General features: G+C 65.0%; 14 protein-coding genes and 2 tRNA genes. 5 read left to right on the top strand and 11 right to left on the bottom strand.

Features of this window, described 5'->3' with window-relative positions; genetic code table 11:
* Positions 1–53 precede the first annotated feature (53 nt).
* Positions 54–512 carry a dUTP diphosphatase gene (gene dut, locus HOLFODRAFT_RS0209070; RefSeq protein ID WP_005038042.1) on the bottom strand — a complete coding sequence of 153 codons (459 nt, stop codon included), beginning with the start codon at positions 510–512 and terminating at the stop codon, positions 54–56.
* On the bottom strand, positions 509–1,594 hold the full coding sequence (locus HOLFODRAFT_RS0209065; protein WP_005038040.1) for a thiolase family protein: 1,086 nt from the start codon (positions 1,592–1,594) through the stop codon (positions 509–511). Before HOLFODRAFT_RS0209065 ends, dut begins: the two co-directional genes overlap by 4 nt.
* Before the next feature lie 55 nt (positions 1,595–1,649).
* On the opposite strand from HOLFODRAFT_RS0209065, the gene HOLFODRAFT_RS0209060 reads away from it, so the two are divergent.
* Together HOLFODRAFT_RS0209060 and HOLFODRAFT_RS0209055 are read left to right on the top strand one after the other, a co-directional pair.
* A complete protein-coding gene (locus tag HOLFODRAFT_RS0209060) occupies positions 1,650–3,290 on the top strand; it encodes a M16 family metallopeptidase (RefSeq protein WP_005038038.1) in 1,641 nt (546 codons plus the stop codon).
* Positions 3,287–4,447: a M16 family metallopeptidase gene (locus HOLFODRAFT_RS0209055; protein WP_005038036.1), complete on the top strand. Its 1,161-nt coding sequence runs from the start codon at positions 3,287–3,289 to the stop codon at positions 4,445–4,447. Before HOLFODRAFT_RS0209060 ends, HOLFODRAFT_RS0209055 begins: the two co-directional genes overlap by 4 nt.
* A 116-nt stretch (positions 4,448–4,563) precedes the next feature.
* Here the strand turns inward: HOLFODRAFT_RS0209055 and HOLFODRAFT_RS0209050 are convergent, their stop codons facing one another.
* Positions 4,564–5,448 carry a phosphoribosylaminoimidazolesuccinocarboxamide synthase gene (locus tag HOLFODRAFT_RS0209050; protein ID WP_005038033.1) on the bottom strand — a complete coding sequence of 295 codons (885 nt, stop codon included), beginning with the start codon at positions 5,446–5,448 and terminating at the stop codon, positions 4,564–4,566.
* 16 nt (positions 5,449–5,464) lie between these two features.
* Complete coding sequence (locus tag HOLFODRAFT_RS0209045; RefSeq protein WP_005038031.1) at positions 5,465–6,508, bottom strand: tetratricopeptide repeat protein; 1,044 nt, start codon at positions 6,506–6,508, stop codon at positions 5,465–5,467.
* 86 nt (positions 6,509–6,594) lie between these two features.
* On the opposite strand from HOLFODRAFT_RS0209045, the gene HOLFODRAFT_RS0209040 reads away from it, so the two are divergent.
* Positions 6,595–7,356, top strand: coding sequence for a 3',5'-cyclic-nucleotide phosphodiesterase (locus HOLFODRAFT_RS0209040; protein ID WP_005038030.1), 762 nt, complete (start codon positions 6,595–6,597; stop codon positions 7,354–7,356).
* Positions 7,357–7,403: 47 nt separating this feature from the next.
* Here the strand turns inward: HOLFODRAFT_RS0209040 and atpC are convergent, their stop codons facing one another.
* Genes atpC through HOLFODRAFT_RS0209005 form a run of 7 tightly spaced genes read right to left on the bottom strand, consistent with a single transcriptional unit; the run spans position 7,404 to position 13,454 of the window.
* Positions 7,404–7,820, bottom strand: coding sequence for an ATP synthase F1 subunit epsilon (atpC, locus tag HOLFODRAFT_RS0209035; protein ID WP_005038028.1), 417 nt, complete (start codon positions 7,818–7,820; stop codon positions 7,404–7,406).
* 11 nt (positions 7,821–7,831) lie between these two features.
* A complete protein-coding gene (atpD, locus tag HOLFODRAFT_RS0209030; protein WP_005038027.1) occupies positions 7,832–9,274 on the bottom strand; it encodes a F0F1 ATP synthase subunit beta in 1,443 nt (480 codons plus the stop codon).
* Between the two features lie 22 nt (positions 9,275–9,296).
* Positions 9,297–10,172, bottom strand: a complete 876-nt coding sequence (gene atpG / locus HOLFODRAFT_RS0209025) for an ATP synthase F1 subunit gamma (RefSeq protein ID WP_005038026.1) — start codon at positions 10,170–10,172, stop codon at positions 9,297–9,299.
* Position 10,173: 1 nt separating this feature from the next.
* Positions 10,174–11,742, bottom strand: coding sequence for a F0F1 ATP synthase subunit alpha (gene atpA / locus HOLFODRAFT_RS0209020; RefSeq protein ID WP_005038024.1), 1,569 nt, complete (start codon positions 11,740–11,742; stop codon positions 10,174–10,176).
* Between the two features lie 27 nt (positions 11,743–11,769).
* Positions 11,770–12,312, bottom strand: a complete 543-nt coding sequence (atpH, locus tag HOLFODRAFT_RS0209015; RefSeq protein WP_005038022.1) for an ATP synthase F1 subunit delta — start codon at positions 12,310–12,312, stop codon at positions 11,770–11,772.
* A complete protein-coding gene (locus HOLFODRAFT_RS0209010) occupies positions 12,309–13,028 on the bottom strand; it encodes a F0F1 ATP synthase subunit B family protein (RefSeq protein ID WP_005038021.1) in 720 nt (239 codons plus the stop codon). Before HOLFODRAFT_RS0209010 ends, atpH begins: the two co-directional genes overlap by 4 nt.
* Positions 13,029–13,031: 3 nt before the next feature.
* On the bottom strand, positions 13,032–13,454 hold the full coding sequence (locus HOLFODRAFT_RS0209005) for an ATP synthase F0 subunit B (RefSeq protein ID WP_280113204.1): 423 nt from the start codon (positions 13,452–13,454) through the stop codon (positions 13,032–13,034).
* Between the two features lie 334 nt (positions 13,455–13,788).
* On the opposite strand from HOLFODRAFT_RS0209005, the gene HOLFODRAFT_RS0209000 reads away from it, so the two are divergent.
* Both HOLFODRAFT_RS0209000 and HOLFODRAFT_RS0208995 read left to right on the top strand, forming a co-directional pair.
* A tRNA-Val gene (locus HOLFODRAFT_RS0209000) sits at positions 13,789–13,864 on the top strand.
* A 23-nt stretch (positions 13,865–13,887) separates the two neighbouring features.
* Positions 13,888–13,964 (top strand) — tRNA-Asp (locus HOLFODRAFT_RS0208995).
* Positions 13,965–14,030 lie beyond the last annotated feature (66 nt).

The following is a 14,030-nucleotide window of genomic DNA, read 5'->3' as shown; positions in this document are numbered from 1 at the left end:
CACGGCGGGGTTGCTTGGTGGTGGAAGTCGCTTGATGGCAAACGGGAATAAGGCTAACGGCGGCCGGTTGAGCCGTACCCCCCTTCGCCGCGCTCGGTCTCTCCGAGGGCGGCGAGTTCCGTTTCGGGGGCCCATTCCCAGCGACAGACCGGGGCCACCAGAAGCTGTGCGATGCGTTCCTCCCGGCGGATCTCGAAGGGCACCCTGCCGTGGTTGATGAGGACCACCATGACCTCGCCACGGTAGTCCGAATCGATGGTGCCTGGGGCGTTCAGCACCGTGACGCCGTGGCGCAGGGCCAAGCCGGACCTGGGGCGAACCTGTCCCTCAAAACCCTCGGGGATGGCCATGCTCAAACCGGTTGGCACCAGGCGTCGCTCCCCTGGATCCAGGATCCAGACCTCTTCCGCCGGGATGGCCGCCCGAAGGTCCATGGCGGCAGCGTGCGGTGTGGCGTAGGAGGGCAGGGGCATGCCCTCGGCGTGGGGCAGTGTATGGATGGAGATCTTCATGCCGGTGTCCTTTCCAAGAGAATGGCTAGCCCTAGGCCATCGGCCGTTTCCATGGCGGCGAGACCAAAACGGCCCCCGGTCCGCTCCAGGCCGTGAAAGAGAGAGATCAGGAGGCGGAGGCCCTCGGTGCTGTGGGCCTGGCCTGTGGCGAAGGCGCCGCCGCCCGGATTGACGCGCCGGGGGTCCAGGCCTGGCAGGGCCTGGAGGAGTCCCAGGGGGGAGAGGAGGAGGGATTCGTCCACTTCTACCTGGTCCAGATCCTCCGGCGTGAGTGCGGCGCTCTCCAGCAGGGGCCCGACGGCGCCCAGCAGGGCTTCCGTGGGGCGATCTGCCCAGGCCTCCCGAAAGCCTGCGATGCGGATGCCGGGGCCCTCAGCGCTCATTACCAGGGCAGCGGCAGCATCCGCTAGCGGCGGGAGGGGCCAGCCGGGTTCTGGGGAGGGGGGAGCCATCCCGAGGATTTCGTCGCTTTCGAGATGGGTGGGTCCCTTCCTGGCAGCGATGGTTACCGGAAAGCATAGGGCTGGGCAGCTGAGGGCCTTTTCCCGGCTATGGGTTGCCCAATTAATTAATGAATCATAACAAATGCCCAGTTCGGCCTGACGCTGGGTCATGGCCTGCTGACGGATGGCATCGCGCTCAGGGGCATCCAGAAGGAGGGGGTCCATGGCGGTGGATTGGCCCAGGCGATGTCCCCAGCGGCCAGCGGGTATGAGATAGGGAACGGTGGAAGCGCTGTCGGCGGCGGCCACTACGAGTCGGGTATGGGCTCCGGCTTCGATGGCATGGAGGCCTGCCACCAGCGCCCGCAGTCCCGAGGCCCTGCCCTGGTCTACGCCCCAGGCTGCGCAGGTCGTCCCGAGACCGGCTGCCTGGGCTGCCCGCCTGGCGGGGTTGGCGCCTCGTCCGTACCGAAGGGCCTGTCCCAGAATCAGGGCATCCACCTGGCCTGGGGGCATGTCCGCACACCCCAGGGCCTCCCGGATGGCCCAGGCAGCCAATTGCTCCGGGGCCACCCTCCGGAAGGCGCCCCCGAAGGCCCCGTAGGGCGTGCGGGCGGCGGATCGGAGGAAGACGGCCAAGGGGACTCCAAAGGATCCACCTTATCACCCCGTGCGTTCGCGGTAATCTGCTCTGATGCGAGCCCCCAGCCTGTTTCCTGCCGCCCTCATGCTGCTCCTTTCCCCAGGGGTGCTTCCGGGGCAGAGTCGCGTGGTGCCAGATGTCCGGGAGATCCGTCTGTCCAATGGCCTGGAGGTGCTCTGCGTGGAGCGTCCGGGCTCCGGGGCGCTTCATGCCGCGCTCTTCGTGAAGGGTGGGCGAAGTGAGACCGCTGCCCTTCCGCCCTGTGCCGCGGATCTTCTGGCCCAGGCCCTCTTCCGCCGGGTATCCCCAGTGGACCTCCTGCGCGATGGCAGCGTGGAGGATCTGCTGAAGGAGGAAGAGGGGGTCTTCGAGGGGCTCCGCCTGAAGGGAGCCCTGCTGCAGGCGGAGCCCCAGGGGCTCGCCCAGGTCCACGAACGCCTGATGAGCGCCCTGAAGGCTCGGACGGGGGATGAGGACGCCCTTGCGAACGTGGGGGTCGTCCAGCCGCAGGTTCGCGTTGAGGCCGACTACATCGCCTGGGCTGCGGATCTGCCCGCCGGGAACCTGAAGGCCCTGGCCTCCACACTGGAGAGCCTCTTCTCCCATACCCGGCTCTCGCGGCTTCCCGAGGAGAGGGAGCGCCTCCTCAGGCTCCAGGGTACCCCCCCGTCCACCTCCATCCTTCTCGGGGCTGCATCCCTTCCGGGCGCCTATGGGCGCCTGGCTGACCGCACCCCCGGCGCCCTGGAGAGCCTGCGTTGGTCGGAAATGAGGGCCTACGCCAAGGGCATGCTGGTCCCGGATCGGTTGACCCTCGTTCTGGTGGGGGATGTGTCCTCCGGGGATCTGGATCCCCTTCTTGCGAGCACCCTGGGCAGGCTCGGGAACGGCTCCGGGGGGCGGAAGGCTGAGTCCTGGGCCGCAGGTATCACGCCCTGGGATGGGGCCAGGACTCTGAAGGCCACCGTGCCACGCAACCGCCGGGTCTTTGTGGCCTGGCGAGTCCCTCCCCGATCTCATCCAGATGCTCCGATACTCCAACTCCTCTGTCAGATGCTTGGCTCCGGCAACGCATCCCGCCTCGTCAAGTCCCTGAAGGAAGACCAGGGCCTGGCCTCCCGGGTGACGGTTGGCATGGGTGTTCCCGGGGGCCGAGAGACGAATCTCCTGGTGGTGGAGGCGGATCCGGCAGAAGGCAAGAGCCTGGAGGAACTCGAACAGGCCATTCACTCCGAGATGCGTCGCCTCTACGCCGAACCACTTCGGGAGGGGGAGCTTCAGCGGGCTCTGCGGCAGGCGGAAGGTCTGGCCCAGCGTACCCAGGAGGACGCCGCTGTCCTTGCCCAGGTCATGGGAGCGGCCAAGGTCCAGGCAGGGGATTGGCGAAGCGCCTTCGCGCCGGTCCGCTTCGGGGCGGAGTTGCGCCAGGAATCCGTGCAGGCGGTGATACGGCGCTATCTCGCGCCGACCCAGAGCCTGACGGTCTCCATGGAACCCGATGCCCTCAGCTCCCCCAGGGATGCCCTGGAGATGCAGCTGGTGAGGGTCCTTGAGCAGCTGGCCAAGCGCCGGACCCTGGATGCCGCCCGGGCGGAAGCCATTGTGCGGGATGTGCTTCAGCAGCTTCGGATGCTTCCCCCCGCCGAACGCCAGAAGACCCTCAGACTTCTGGAATCACAGGTGAAACCATGAAACGCCTGATCCCAGCCCTGCTTCTGGTTCCAGGGCTCATGGCCGCCCAGTCCCAGGAACAGAGCTTCACTCTGCCAAATGGCCTGCGGGTGGTGGTCCTGGAGGACCATGCCTTGCCCCAGGTCCGGGTCCATCTGGCCCTCGATTTCGAGGCACGGGGTGGATTGGCCCCCATCACCGGCGCTCTGATGGAGGGCTCTGGGGCCGGACCTCTCAATGCAGATGCCTTTGCCCGTGCCCTTGAGGAGCGGGGGGCTTGGCTCCACTCATTCCGGCGTCCCGGCACCCTGGAATGGCGCCTGCAGGTGGGCAGCCCCGAACTGGAGGGAGCCTTGGAGCTGCTTGGGCACACGGTATTCCGCCCAGTCTACGACGCCTCCCGGGTGGAACGTCTTCGCGGGAGGATGTTGAGGCAGGCCCAGGAACGCTCCCTGCGGGAGAGCACCCTTGACCTCTTCCTGGGGGCACTGGGGCACCCCGACGGGGGGGTACTGCCTCCCGAGGCTGCCCTCCGCCGGATTACCTTCCAGGAACTCTCCGCTTTCAGGCGGGGTATCAGTGACCCCAGGAGGGCCGTGGTCGTCCTCCAAGGGGATGTGTCCCTCTCTCTGGCCCATCAGGTGATGCTCCAGAATTTCGGGACCTGGACCCCCCCCTCAGCCCCTTCGCATGCGGAGCCCGAGGAGGTTCCGACCACCCTCCAGGTGAGTGGGTTCCCCCCAGAATGCTGGGCTGGGCGGCGCATCGTCTTTGCTGACGAGGCGGAGCGCGAGGCCTTTGATGTCCTGACAGAGGTGTTCGCCAGGCGCGCCTCTTCCGAGACCCTCCGCCTCGAATGGGTGAGGGGAGACCAGCGCGCCGGGGTGATGCTCGCCTGGGCTCCCGCCTCCCAGACGGTGATCATGGAACGACTCGGGGCCATGGCCCTGCAGGGGCTGACCCAGGCTGAGCTGGACCAAGCCCGGGAAGCCCGCAGAAGGCAGCGGGCCATGCTGGCCTTGCACCCCAAGAAGCTGGTGGAGGGGTGCCTGGACCGGCACCGGGTCCCCAGGAATGGGCCAGTGGAGGCGTTCCGGCTCGCCCAGGTCCAGAGTCTGCTGACTCGCTGGCTGCGGCCCGAGGGGCTCCGGTTCCTGGTCGTGACAAACGAAAAATGAGAGCATATTCCACCACCAAGCGACCCCGCCGCGCGGGGTTGCTTGGTAAATGAAGAAGACCTGGCTGGCGTATCAGGCTTTTCTTGGTGCCCTTGGAGTGGTGGAATCTCTGCCTCTCACAGCTTCACGTTGAAGCGCCCCGCCAGATCCAGGTAGCGGTCGCGGATGCCCTGGATGATCTCAGCGGGCAGGCTTGGCGCGGGGGGCTGCTTGTCCCAGTCCGGCAGGGTTTCCAGATAGTCCCGTAGGAACTGCTTGTCCAGGCTGGGGGGATTGATCCCCGGGGTCCACTGGTCCGCCAGCCAGTAGCGGCTGGAGTCGGGGGTCAGGGCCTCGTCAATGAGGATCAGTTCACCGCTGGGCAGAGTCCCGAACTCGAACTTGGTGTCGGCAAGGAGGATGCCGCGTTCCCTCGCCAGTTCGCAGCCCCGCTTGTAGAGGGCGATGCTGAGGTCGCGCAGGCGCTGGGCCAGATCAAGACCGACGATCTCCACCGTGCGTTCGAAGGTGATGTTCTCGTCGTGGCCCTCCTCCGCCTTGGTGGAAGGGGTGAAGAGAGGCTCGGGGAGGGGATCCGCCAGCCTCAGGCCAGCGGGGAGGGAAATGCCGCAGACCGTGCCCTTTGCCTGGTATTCCTTGAGGCCCGAACCGGCGAGGTAGCCACGTACGACGCACTCAATGGGCAGAGGGTTAGTCTTCTTCACCAGGATGGAGCGACCATCCAGCAGTTCCCGGAAGGGGTGGAGTTCGGCGGGATAATCCTCCACCTTGGTGGCCAGGAGCTGGTTGGGGAGGATGTCCTGGGTGGCCTGGAACCAGAAGTTGGCCACCTGGGTGAGGATGCGTCCCTTGCCGGGGATGCCGTCGGTCATCACGCAATCAAAGGCGGAGACGCGATCTGTGGCGACGATCAGGAGGCTCTGGCCAAGGTCGTAGACATCGCGCACCTTGCCCCGGCGGAAGGCGGGAAAGGGCAGGTTGGTTTCAAGGACAACGCTCAAGGGAGTTCCTTTCGTGCTAGTGGAGCTCAGGGATGTGCCTGGGGGTGGGGGCCATCCAGTGCAGGCTTATGGGAAGAAGATGGTAGCGGTTCTGGAGGGATACCCAGCGGGAGAGTTCCGGTTCTCTGACCGTTCCCTCCGGGCCGGTAACGGGCAGGCCGTGATGCTGGATGAGGCTCCGCACTTCGCCCGGGCTCACCCCCAGCAGAAGTGCCAACTCGTCCGGGGGATAGACGGTTTCGCCAATGCGCTGGGACAGGATTCGGAAATCGAAGGTCTCCTGGAGTACGGAGATCGTGGCGTCCCGATCCAGTTCAAGGGCGGCGTCCAGGTGGGGGCAGGGATCCCCCCCAGCCAGGCTCTTGGCCTGCCCGGCCCCGAGGTGGGCCAGGGCGTGGACCGGGGAGACCTTCAGGATACTCTCGAAGGCCAGCAGGGCCTCCGGGAGCCGCTCCAGGTGCAGGAGAGCCTCGCCCTTGCGGAGGAGCGCCTCGATGTCTCCAGGCCTGATGGCGAGAAATCGGTCCACCACGCCCAGGGTTTCCTCCATGAGACCCTGGTGGCGCAGGAGGATGGAGAGCCACTCCAGGGCCAGGGAGTGCTGGGGAGAGAGGAGCAGGAGCCGCTCCAGGAGTTCGATGGCCTTGATGGGGTACCCCTCTTGGTCCAGGCGCTGGGCCCAGTCCCAGAGGATCTCCACCTGCCGGGCCGCAGGGTGGCCCAAGGTGCCCCGCCGCTCGTCGCTCGGGTGCAGGATCTGGGTGCTGACCCAGGCATAGCGGGCGGGATTCCGGCCGTCGGGTCCGGACATATCTTCTTCGATGGCATGCACGACGATCTTCAGGCCCCGGTCCCAGATCTGGGGGATGGGCATCTGGATGTGAGTCTGGAGTTCCCGCCGCAGGGGCTGGAGAGGGTCGCCGGAACGGCCGAGGAAGAGCTTCATCCGGAGCACCTGGGGGGCGCTCCCATCTTCGCTGTAGACCCCCACCCTCAGGGCAAGCTCGGCCGTATCGGGATCGAACCCGTCCAAGAGGAGGTAGTGAAGGAGCGCCCGCATCCTATGAGATTAACAAAAGGAAGGCTGCTGAGGCGTTCCCATCCCAGGATTCTGGGGCTATCATGATCGGCAAATCCAGGAGATGTATGGAACTGCGGGTGCTGGGCTGTTCTGGGGGAGAGGCCGGGGGCGAACGCCTGACCGGGCTGCTGGTCAATGGCACCGTGGCCATTGACGCAGGCTCCCTGACCCAGGCCCTTTCCGTCACGGAACAAGTGGGGATCCGCCACATCTTCCTGACCCATTCCCATCTGGACCACATCTGCTCACTGCCTTTCTACACGAAGAACGTCTTCGGGCACACCGAGGCACCCGTGGCGATCCGGGCCCTGCCTGAAACCCTGGATGTCCTTCGCCGCCACCTCTTCAACGACGAGTTGTGGCCGGACTTCTCGGTGATCCCCAGCCGGGACAATCCCATCATCTGCTACTCGGAAATTGGGCCCGAGAAGGCCTACGAAGTGGAAGGCCTGCGGATCACTCCGATCGCCGTGAACCACCTGGTGCCGTGTGTCGGCTACCTGGTGGAGGATGACCACTCGGCCTTCATCTTTACCTCCGATACCGCCGAAACGGATCGGATCTACGAGGTGGCCAATGCCACTCCGAATCTGAGGCTCTTCATCACAGAGGTGAGTTTCCCCAACCGCCAGAAGAAGCTGGCCGAGGCTTCCCGGCATTTGACAGCGGACAAGCTGAAGGGCGAGCTGGGCAAACTGAACCCAGGTGTGCCCGTTGCCATCTACCACCTGACCCCGGGGGACAAGCCGACGATCCTCCCGGAGTTGGAGGCCCTGGGAGACCCCCGGATCCGCCTGTTGCATCAGGACGAGCGGATCCAGCTTTAACGGAAACGGGCCTCCGAAGAGGCCCGTTTCCGTCAAAAGGGTAAGGTTCAGTGGCTCGTGTCCCTGCTGAGGGCTTGCTGCCGGATCAGGCTGGCATCCAGCCGCCGCTGGGCGGCCTGGAGGGCGGCCTCGTCCTTGGCTTCCTTCAGGAGTGCCAGGGCCTGCTGCTGCTCCCGTTCGATCTGCTCAGGGTTGAGCTGGTCGATGGTTTCGCTCTCCCGGGCAAGGAGGGTGACCCGATCGGGGCCCACTTCCGCGAAGCCACCGAAGACGGTGAGGCAGTGGGGCTGGTCATCCTGCTGGAAGAACACCAGGCCATCGCCCACGGGGGTGAGGACGGGGGTGTGGTCCGGCAGGATGCCGTAGTAGCCCTGCTGCGCCGTGGGGAACTGAACCTCGGAGACCATGGCCGAGAAGACCAGGCGTTCGGGGGTCAGCACTTCAAGCTTGATGGGGTTGGACATGGGAGGCTACCTCAGTCCTGGGCCGCGAGCTTCTCGGCCTTCTCGGCGGCTTCCTCGATGGTGCCCACCAGGTAGAAGGCCTGCTCGGGGAGGTGATCCCACTTGCCTTCGCAGATCTCCTTGAAGCCCTTGATGGTGTCGGCCAGCTTGACGTACTTGCCGGCCATGCCCGTGAAGGTCTCGGCCACAAAGAAGGGCTGGGAGAGGAAGCGCTGGATCTTGCGGGCGCGGGCCACCACGAGCCTATCGTCGTCGGAGAGCTCGTCCATGCCGAGGATGGCGATGATGTCCTGGAGTTCCTTGTACTTCTGCAGGATGTTCTTCACCTGCATGGCCACGTTGTAGTGCTCATCGCCCAGGACACGGGGATCCAGGAGGCGGGAGGAGGAAGCCAGGGGGTCCACGGCGGGGTAGATGCCCAGGGCGGCGATCTCGCGGCTCAGGTTGGTGGTGGCGTCCAGGTGGGCGAAGGTGGTGGCGGGCGCGGGGTCGGTGTAGTCGTCCGCGGGCACGTACACGGCCTGCACCGAGGTGATGGAACCCTTCTTGGTGGAGGTGATGCGCTCCTGGAGGTTACCCATCTCCGTGGCCAGGGTGGGCTGGTAGCCCACGGCGCTGGGCATGCGGCCCAGCAGGGCGGATACCTCGGCACCGGCCTGGGTGAAGCGGAAGATGTTGTCCACGAAGAGCAGCACGTCCTTGCCTTCGGTGTCGCGGAAGTACTCGGCGACGGTGAGGCCGGTGAGGGCCACACGGGCACGGGCTCCGGGGGGTTCGGTCATCTGGCCGTAGATCAAGGCCACCTTGGACTTGGCGAGATCGTCTTCGACGATGACGCCCGAATCCATCATCTCGTGCCAGAGATCATTGCCCTCGCGGGTGCGCTCACCCACGCCAGCGAACACGGAGTATCCGCCGTGGCCCTTGGCGATGTTGTTGATGAGCTCCATGATGAGCACGGTCTTGCCCACACCGGCGCCGCCGAAGAGGCCGGTCTTGCCGCCCTTGGCGTACGGCTCCAGGAGATCGATGACCTTGATGCCGGTCTCGAACATCTCGGAGGCGGTGTTCAGCTCGTCGAACTTGGGGGCTTCGCGGTGGATGGGGAGGAAGGCCTTGGCGCCCACGGGGCCACGCTCATCCACGGGGTGGCCCACCACGTTCATGATGCGACCGAGGGTTTCGGGACCCACGGGCACCATGATGGGATGGCCGGTGTCCGTGACCACCTGGCCGCGGATCATGCCCTCGGTGGGCTGCATGGCGACGCAGCGGACCCGGTTCTCGCCCAGGTGCTGCTGGATCTCAAGGGTGACGGAAGTGGTGACGCCCTGGGCATCGGTGACGTCCGTAAGCAGTGCGTTCATGATTTCGGGCAGGTGGCCGTCGAATTCGACGTCCACAGCGGGACCGACCACCGCTATGACTCGGCCCTTGGTGAGTTCGTTGGACATGGTGACCTCTCGTGCGAAGGAGCTAGGCGTTGGCGCCGGAGACGATCTCGATGATCTGGTTGGTGATCGAAGCCTGGCGGATCTTGTTCATGTTCAGGGTCAGCTTCGCGATCATTTCTTCCGCGTTGGAGCTGGCCTTGTCCATGGCGGCCATGCGCGCACCGTGTTCGGAGGTGGAACTCTCCAGCAGGCAGCGCAGCAGTTCAGTCTCGATATAGAGGGGCAGCAGGTGCTCCAGCACCTCGTTGGGATCGGGTTCCAGGAGGTGGGGCGTTTCGGCCCGGAATTCCACATGGGGCTCAATCTCCACGGGGAAGACACGCATCACCATGGGGACCTGCGCCACTGCGGACTGGAAGTAGTTGAAGACGACGTAGAGGGCGTCGATCTCGCCCTTCTCATACTGCTCCGCCGCCTGGGCCGCGATCTCGCTGGCCACCTGCTTCAGTTCGGTCACGGCGAGTCCGGTGTGTTCCCCATTGGCCTTGAGCTGCCGCTTCCTGGCCCACTCGATGGACCGCTTTCCGATGGCCTGGAAGTGGGCGACATGGGAGGGGCAGTCGCGCAGGAAGGCCTGGGCCTCCCGGAGCACATTGGCGTTGAAGCCCCCGCAGAGCCCCTTGTCGCTGGCCACCAGCACGAGATGGATGTTCTTCTCCTCCCGGGGGGCCAGGAAGGCCTGGGCCACGGGACCCGGCTGGAGGGTGGGAACCGCCCTGAGGCGGCCCACCACATGGCGGACCACCTCATCGAGCTTGGTCGAGTAGGGGCGCAGGGCCAGCAGTCGTTCCTGAGTCTTCCGCAGCTTCACTGCGGAGATCATCTTCATGGCCTTGGTGACCTGCTGGGTGTTTTTGACCGACTTGATGCGTCGGCGTATGTCCTGGACATTAGCCATTCTAGGCTCCGACGACCTGCTTCATGGAGGCCACGAAGGTCTCCTTGAAGGCCGCAGTCTGGGACTTCATGGCCGCCTTGGTTTCGTCCGAGAAGGTTTTGGTCTCCCGGATGGCCCGCAGGGTATCGGCGGCGTTGATATCCAGGTACTCGTGGAGTTCCTTCTCGAAGCGACGCACCTCGGAGACTGGCAGGTCATCCACGTAGCCGCTGGTGGCGGCCCAGATGGAGACGATCTGCTTCTCGACGGGCATGGGCAGGTACTGGGGCTGCTTGAGGATTTCCATGAGGCGCTGGCCGCGGTTCAACTGGGCCAGGGTGGCCTTGTCGAGATCGGAACCGAACTGGGCGAAGGCCGCCAGTTCGCGATACTGGGCCAGTTCCAGCTTGACGGAGCCGGCGACCTGCTTCATGCCCTTCACCTGGGCGGCACCGCCCACGCGGCTCACGGAGATGCCCACGTTCAGGGCGGGGCGCACGCCGGAGTTGAAGAGATCGCTCTCGAGGAAGATCTGGCCGTCGGTGATGGAGATGACGTTGGTGGGAATGTAGGCGGAGACGTCACCGGCCTGGGTCTCGATGATCGGCAGGGCCGTCATGGAGCCACCACCGCGCTCGTCGGAGAGCTTGGCGGCGCGTTCCAGGAGGCGGCTGTGGAGGTAGAACACATCGCCAGGGTAGGCTTCACGTCCGGGAGGACGGCGCACCAGAAGGGAAATCTCGCGGTAGGCCACGGCCTGCTTGGAAAGATCGTCGTAGATGCAGAGCACGTGCTGGCCGGGATTGTCCTTGCCAGCGGGCTGGCCGTTGGTGCCGTGCCACATGAAGTACTCGGCCATGGCGGCGCCGGCCATGGGGGCCAGGTAGAGCAGGGGAGCGGGCTCGGAGGCGGAAGCGGCCACCACGATGGTGTGCTTCATGGCGTCATACTCTTCCAGGGTCTTCACCACCTGGGCGATGGTGGAGCGCTTCTGCCCAATGGCGACGTAGATGCAGATGACGCCGTTGCCCTTCTGGTTGATGATGGCGTCGAGGGCCACGGCGGTCTTGCCGGTCTGGCGGTCGCCGATGATGAGCTCACGCTGGCCGCGACCCACGGGGATCAGGGCGTCCACCACTTTGAGTCCGGTCTGCATGGGCTCGTTGACGCTCTTGCGGTCCACGATGCCGGGAGCGATGCGCTCGATGGGGTTCATGGCCACGGATTCGACGGGACCCTTGCCGTCGATGGGGTTGCCCAGGGCGTCCACCACGCGGCCCACGAAGGCGGGACCCACGGGGATGTTCATGATGCGGCCCGTACGCTTGACGGTGTCCCCTTCCTTGATGAGGGTGGCATCGCCCAGCAGGATGATGCCGACGTTGTCCTCTTCCAGGTTGAAGGTCAGGCCCATGACGCCGTGGGGGAGCTCAAGCAGCTCACCGGCCATGGCCTTTTCCAGGCCATGGGCCCGGGCGATGCCGTCTCCGACGCTGATGACCGTGCCGACTTCGGAGACATCGACCTGAGCGTCGAAGCCTTCGATCTGGCTACGTATAATGCGGGAAATCTCTTCCGCGCGGATATCCATGCAATCCTCCGAGAGACCGGGAAAGGTTTAAGCCGAGAGAAGTTGGGCCTTGAGCAGGCGGAGCTGACCCTGAAGGGAAGCGTCGTAGATGGTGGAGCCGAGCTGCACCTTGAGGCCGCCTAGAAGGGCGGGGTCCTGGGACCAGCGCATCCGCACGGTCTTGCCCGTGCGGCGCCCCAGCGTGGCGGAAAGAGCCGATGCCTGGGCCTCCGAGAGCGCCTGGGCGAAGGAAACCTTGGCCTCCACAATCCCCATCTGCTTGTCCACCAGGCCATTGAAGGCCTCGATGATCAGGTGGACGAGACTGAGGCGGGCCGAGAGGGTCACCACCTTGAAGAACTTCCGGAGGGTGCTGCTGGCGCCAGCCTGGGCAAGCACGGCATCAAGGGCTTCGGCGCGCAGGGAGGGAGCCAGGAGCGGGTAGGTGGTCAGGCGCTGCAGGTCGGCATTGCTCCGGACCAGGGCATCCACCGCCGTCAGTTCACCCTGGAGGCTTTCAAGGGAGCCTTCCTTGACCCCGATCTCCACCAGGGCCTTGGCATAGCGCTGGGCTACGAGACGTCCGCTCACTGGGCACCTCCCACCTGATCAATGGCGCGATTGAGAAGCTTTTCGGCCACTTCGCCCTGGGCCCTGGCCTTGAGGCGGGCGGTGGCGCCCTCCACGGCCAGCTCGGCCACCAGAGCCCGCAGCTCAGCTTCGGCGATCCGGCGCTGGGCGTCGATATCCGCCGATGCCTGGGCCAGGATCTGGCCTGCCTCGGCCTTGGCGGCCTCCAGAATGCGCTGCTTCTCAAATTCCGCGTCGGATTCAGCCTTGGCCATGACGCCATCCAGTTCCGTCTTGAGTCCGGTCATCCGGGCCTCCAGCTCCTTGAGCTGGGCCTCGCCTTCGGCCTTGTCGCGCTCGGCCTGGGAGAGCAGATCCGTCAGCTCCTTGGCCCGGGCCTTGAAGGCCGCCGAGAGGGCGCCCTTCAGGAGGAAGTAGAGGATCAGGAAGAAGATGATGAAGTTGAAGAGCTTGACTGCGAACTGCCAGTTGGGGTCGAGGGCCTTGCCGAAGAGCTTGATGACGGGGCCGTGATGGGCGGTCTCGCCGTGGGCCGGGGCGTCCCCGTGAGTCGCGGGGGGCTGGGCGCCGTGGGCCGGTTCCGCGGCAGGGCTCACATGTTCCTGGCTGGCGGACGTCGGCTGGTGGGCGGCCGTTCCGTGCTCCTGGGCCGAGAGGGAGAGAGCCGTGGCGAAGGCGAAGGGAAACGCCAGGCAGAGAAGACGTCGTGCGTTCATGGGTCAGGCCTGCTTCAAGAGGTGGAGGACCATGGATTCGGAGAGGGCATCGACTTCGGCCGTCAGCTGGACCTTGGCCTGCTCTTGCTGAGCCTCAAGGGCTTCCCGGGCGACACTCCGCTGATGGAGAGCTTTCCTGCGGGCCTCGTCCAGAAGGACATCCTTCTGGTGGGTGGCCTCGGTGGCCAGTTCTTTGCGGCGCTCGAAGGCCTGGCCCCGAAGCTCCCGCAGGCGGGCCGCATAGTCGGCCTGACGCTGCTCGATCTCGGCGGCAGCCTGATGCTTGGTGGCGGAACCGGTGGCGATCTCCGCCTCCCGATCATCCATCACCTTGGAAACCGGCTTGAAAAAGGTATATTTGAGAAACATGAACATCGCGATTAGAATCACGATCACAAACCCAACTTGGTAGAGGTCAGGTTTCATGGGATCGGGCAATCCGTCGATGAAACTGCTGCTGGCGTGGCTCTCGGAGCCGACCAGGCCTAGCAGGGTCCAACTTGCTCCGGTAACTGAAATCACAATTCCCCCCCGATCTTGCTCCCCTTCTTGAGGGGTGCGGACGCTCGATTTTGGGCCATGCCCATTTGAGGGCAATGTCCCATCCTACCGCTATGCATCGAGCTATCAAGCCGCATTTCTACTAAGAATCTCAGGATAATCGACCCAAATTTCCTGAATGAACGGGAGGCGAACAATTGGTCAGGAATTGTGCTTGACGCCCTCTCGATGCCGTGGCAAACTGGTTTTTCGGCGATACGGGCGATTAGCTCAGTCGGTAGAGCGGCTGCTTTACACGCAGCATGTCGGCGGTTCGAGTCCGTCATCGCCCACCAGCAATGGTGAAGTAGTGCCACATGGGGTTGTAGCTCAGTCGGTTAGAGTGACGGCCTGTCACGCCGTAGGTCGCGGGTTCGAGCCCCGTCAGCCCCGCCAGACAGAAAGGGTCCCGCAAGGGACCCTTTCCTGCGTTTACCTTCTTCCATGAGATACTTCCCCCAC

The sequence above is a fragment of the Holophaga foetida DSM 6591 genome (assembly GCF_000242615.2).
GTDB lineage: Bacteria > Acidobacteriota > Holophagae > Holophagales > Holophagaceae > Holophaga > Holophaga foetida.
Note: the sequence above shows the minus strand (reverse complement) of the source record. Positions and strands in the feature narration are given on the sequence as shown.

Bases quoted from the DNA above. Each gene is read 5' to 3' on its own strand.
- atpC (WP_005038028.1), bottom strand. From the start codon at position 7,820: ATGTCCAACCCCATCAAGCTTGAAGTGCTGACCCCCGAACGCCTGGTC.
- HOLFODRAFT_RS0209010 (WP_005038021.1), bottom strand. From the start codon at position 13,028: ATGAACGCACGACGTCTTCTCTGCCTGGCGTTTCCCTTCGCCTTCGCC.
- HOLFODRAFT_RS0209045 (WP_005038031.1), bottom strand. From the start codon at position 6,508: ATGCGGGCGCTCCTTCACTACCTCCTCTTGGACGGGTTCGATCCCGAT.
- atpA (WP_005038024.1), bottom strand. From the start codon at position 11,742: ATGGATATCCGCGCGGAAGAGATTTCCCGCATTATACGTAGCCAGATC.
- atpD (WP_005038027.1), bottom strand. From the start codon at position 9,274: ATGTCCAACGAACTCACCAAGGGCCGAGTCATAGCGGTGGTCGGTCCC.
- atpG (WP_005038026.1), bottom strand. From the start codon at position 10,172: ATGGCTAATGTCCAGGACATACGCCGACGCATCAAGTCGGTCAAAAAC.
- dut (WP_005038042.1), bottom strand. From the start codon at position 512: ATGAAGATCTCCATCCATACACTGCCCCACGCCGAGGGCATGCCCCTG.
- HOLFODRAFT_RS0209060 (WP_005038038.1), top strand. From the start codon at position 1,650: ATGCGAGCCCCCAGCCTGTTTCCTGCCGCCCTCATGCTGCTCCTTTCC.
- HOLFODRAFT_RS0209040 (WP_005038030.1), top strand. From the start codon at position 6,595: ATGGAACTGCGGGTGCTGGGCTGTTCTGGGGGAGAGGCCGGGGGCGAA.
- HOLFODRAFT_RS0209005 (WP_280113204.1), bottom strand. From the start codon at position 13,454: ATGAAACCTGACCTCTACCAAGTTGGGTTTGTGATCGTGATTCTAATC.
- HOLFODRAFT_RS0209055 (WP_005038036.1), top strand. From the start codon at position 3,287: ATGAAACGCCTGATCCCAGCCCTGCTTCTGGTTCCAGGGCTCATGGCC.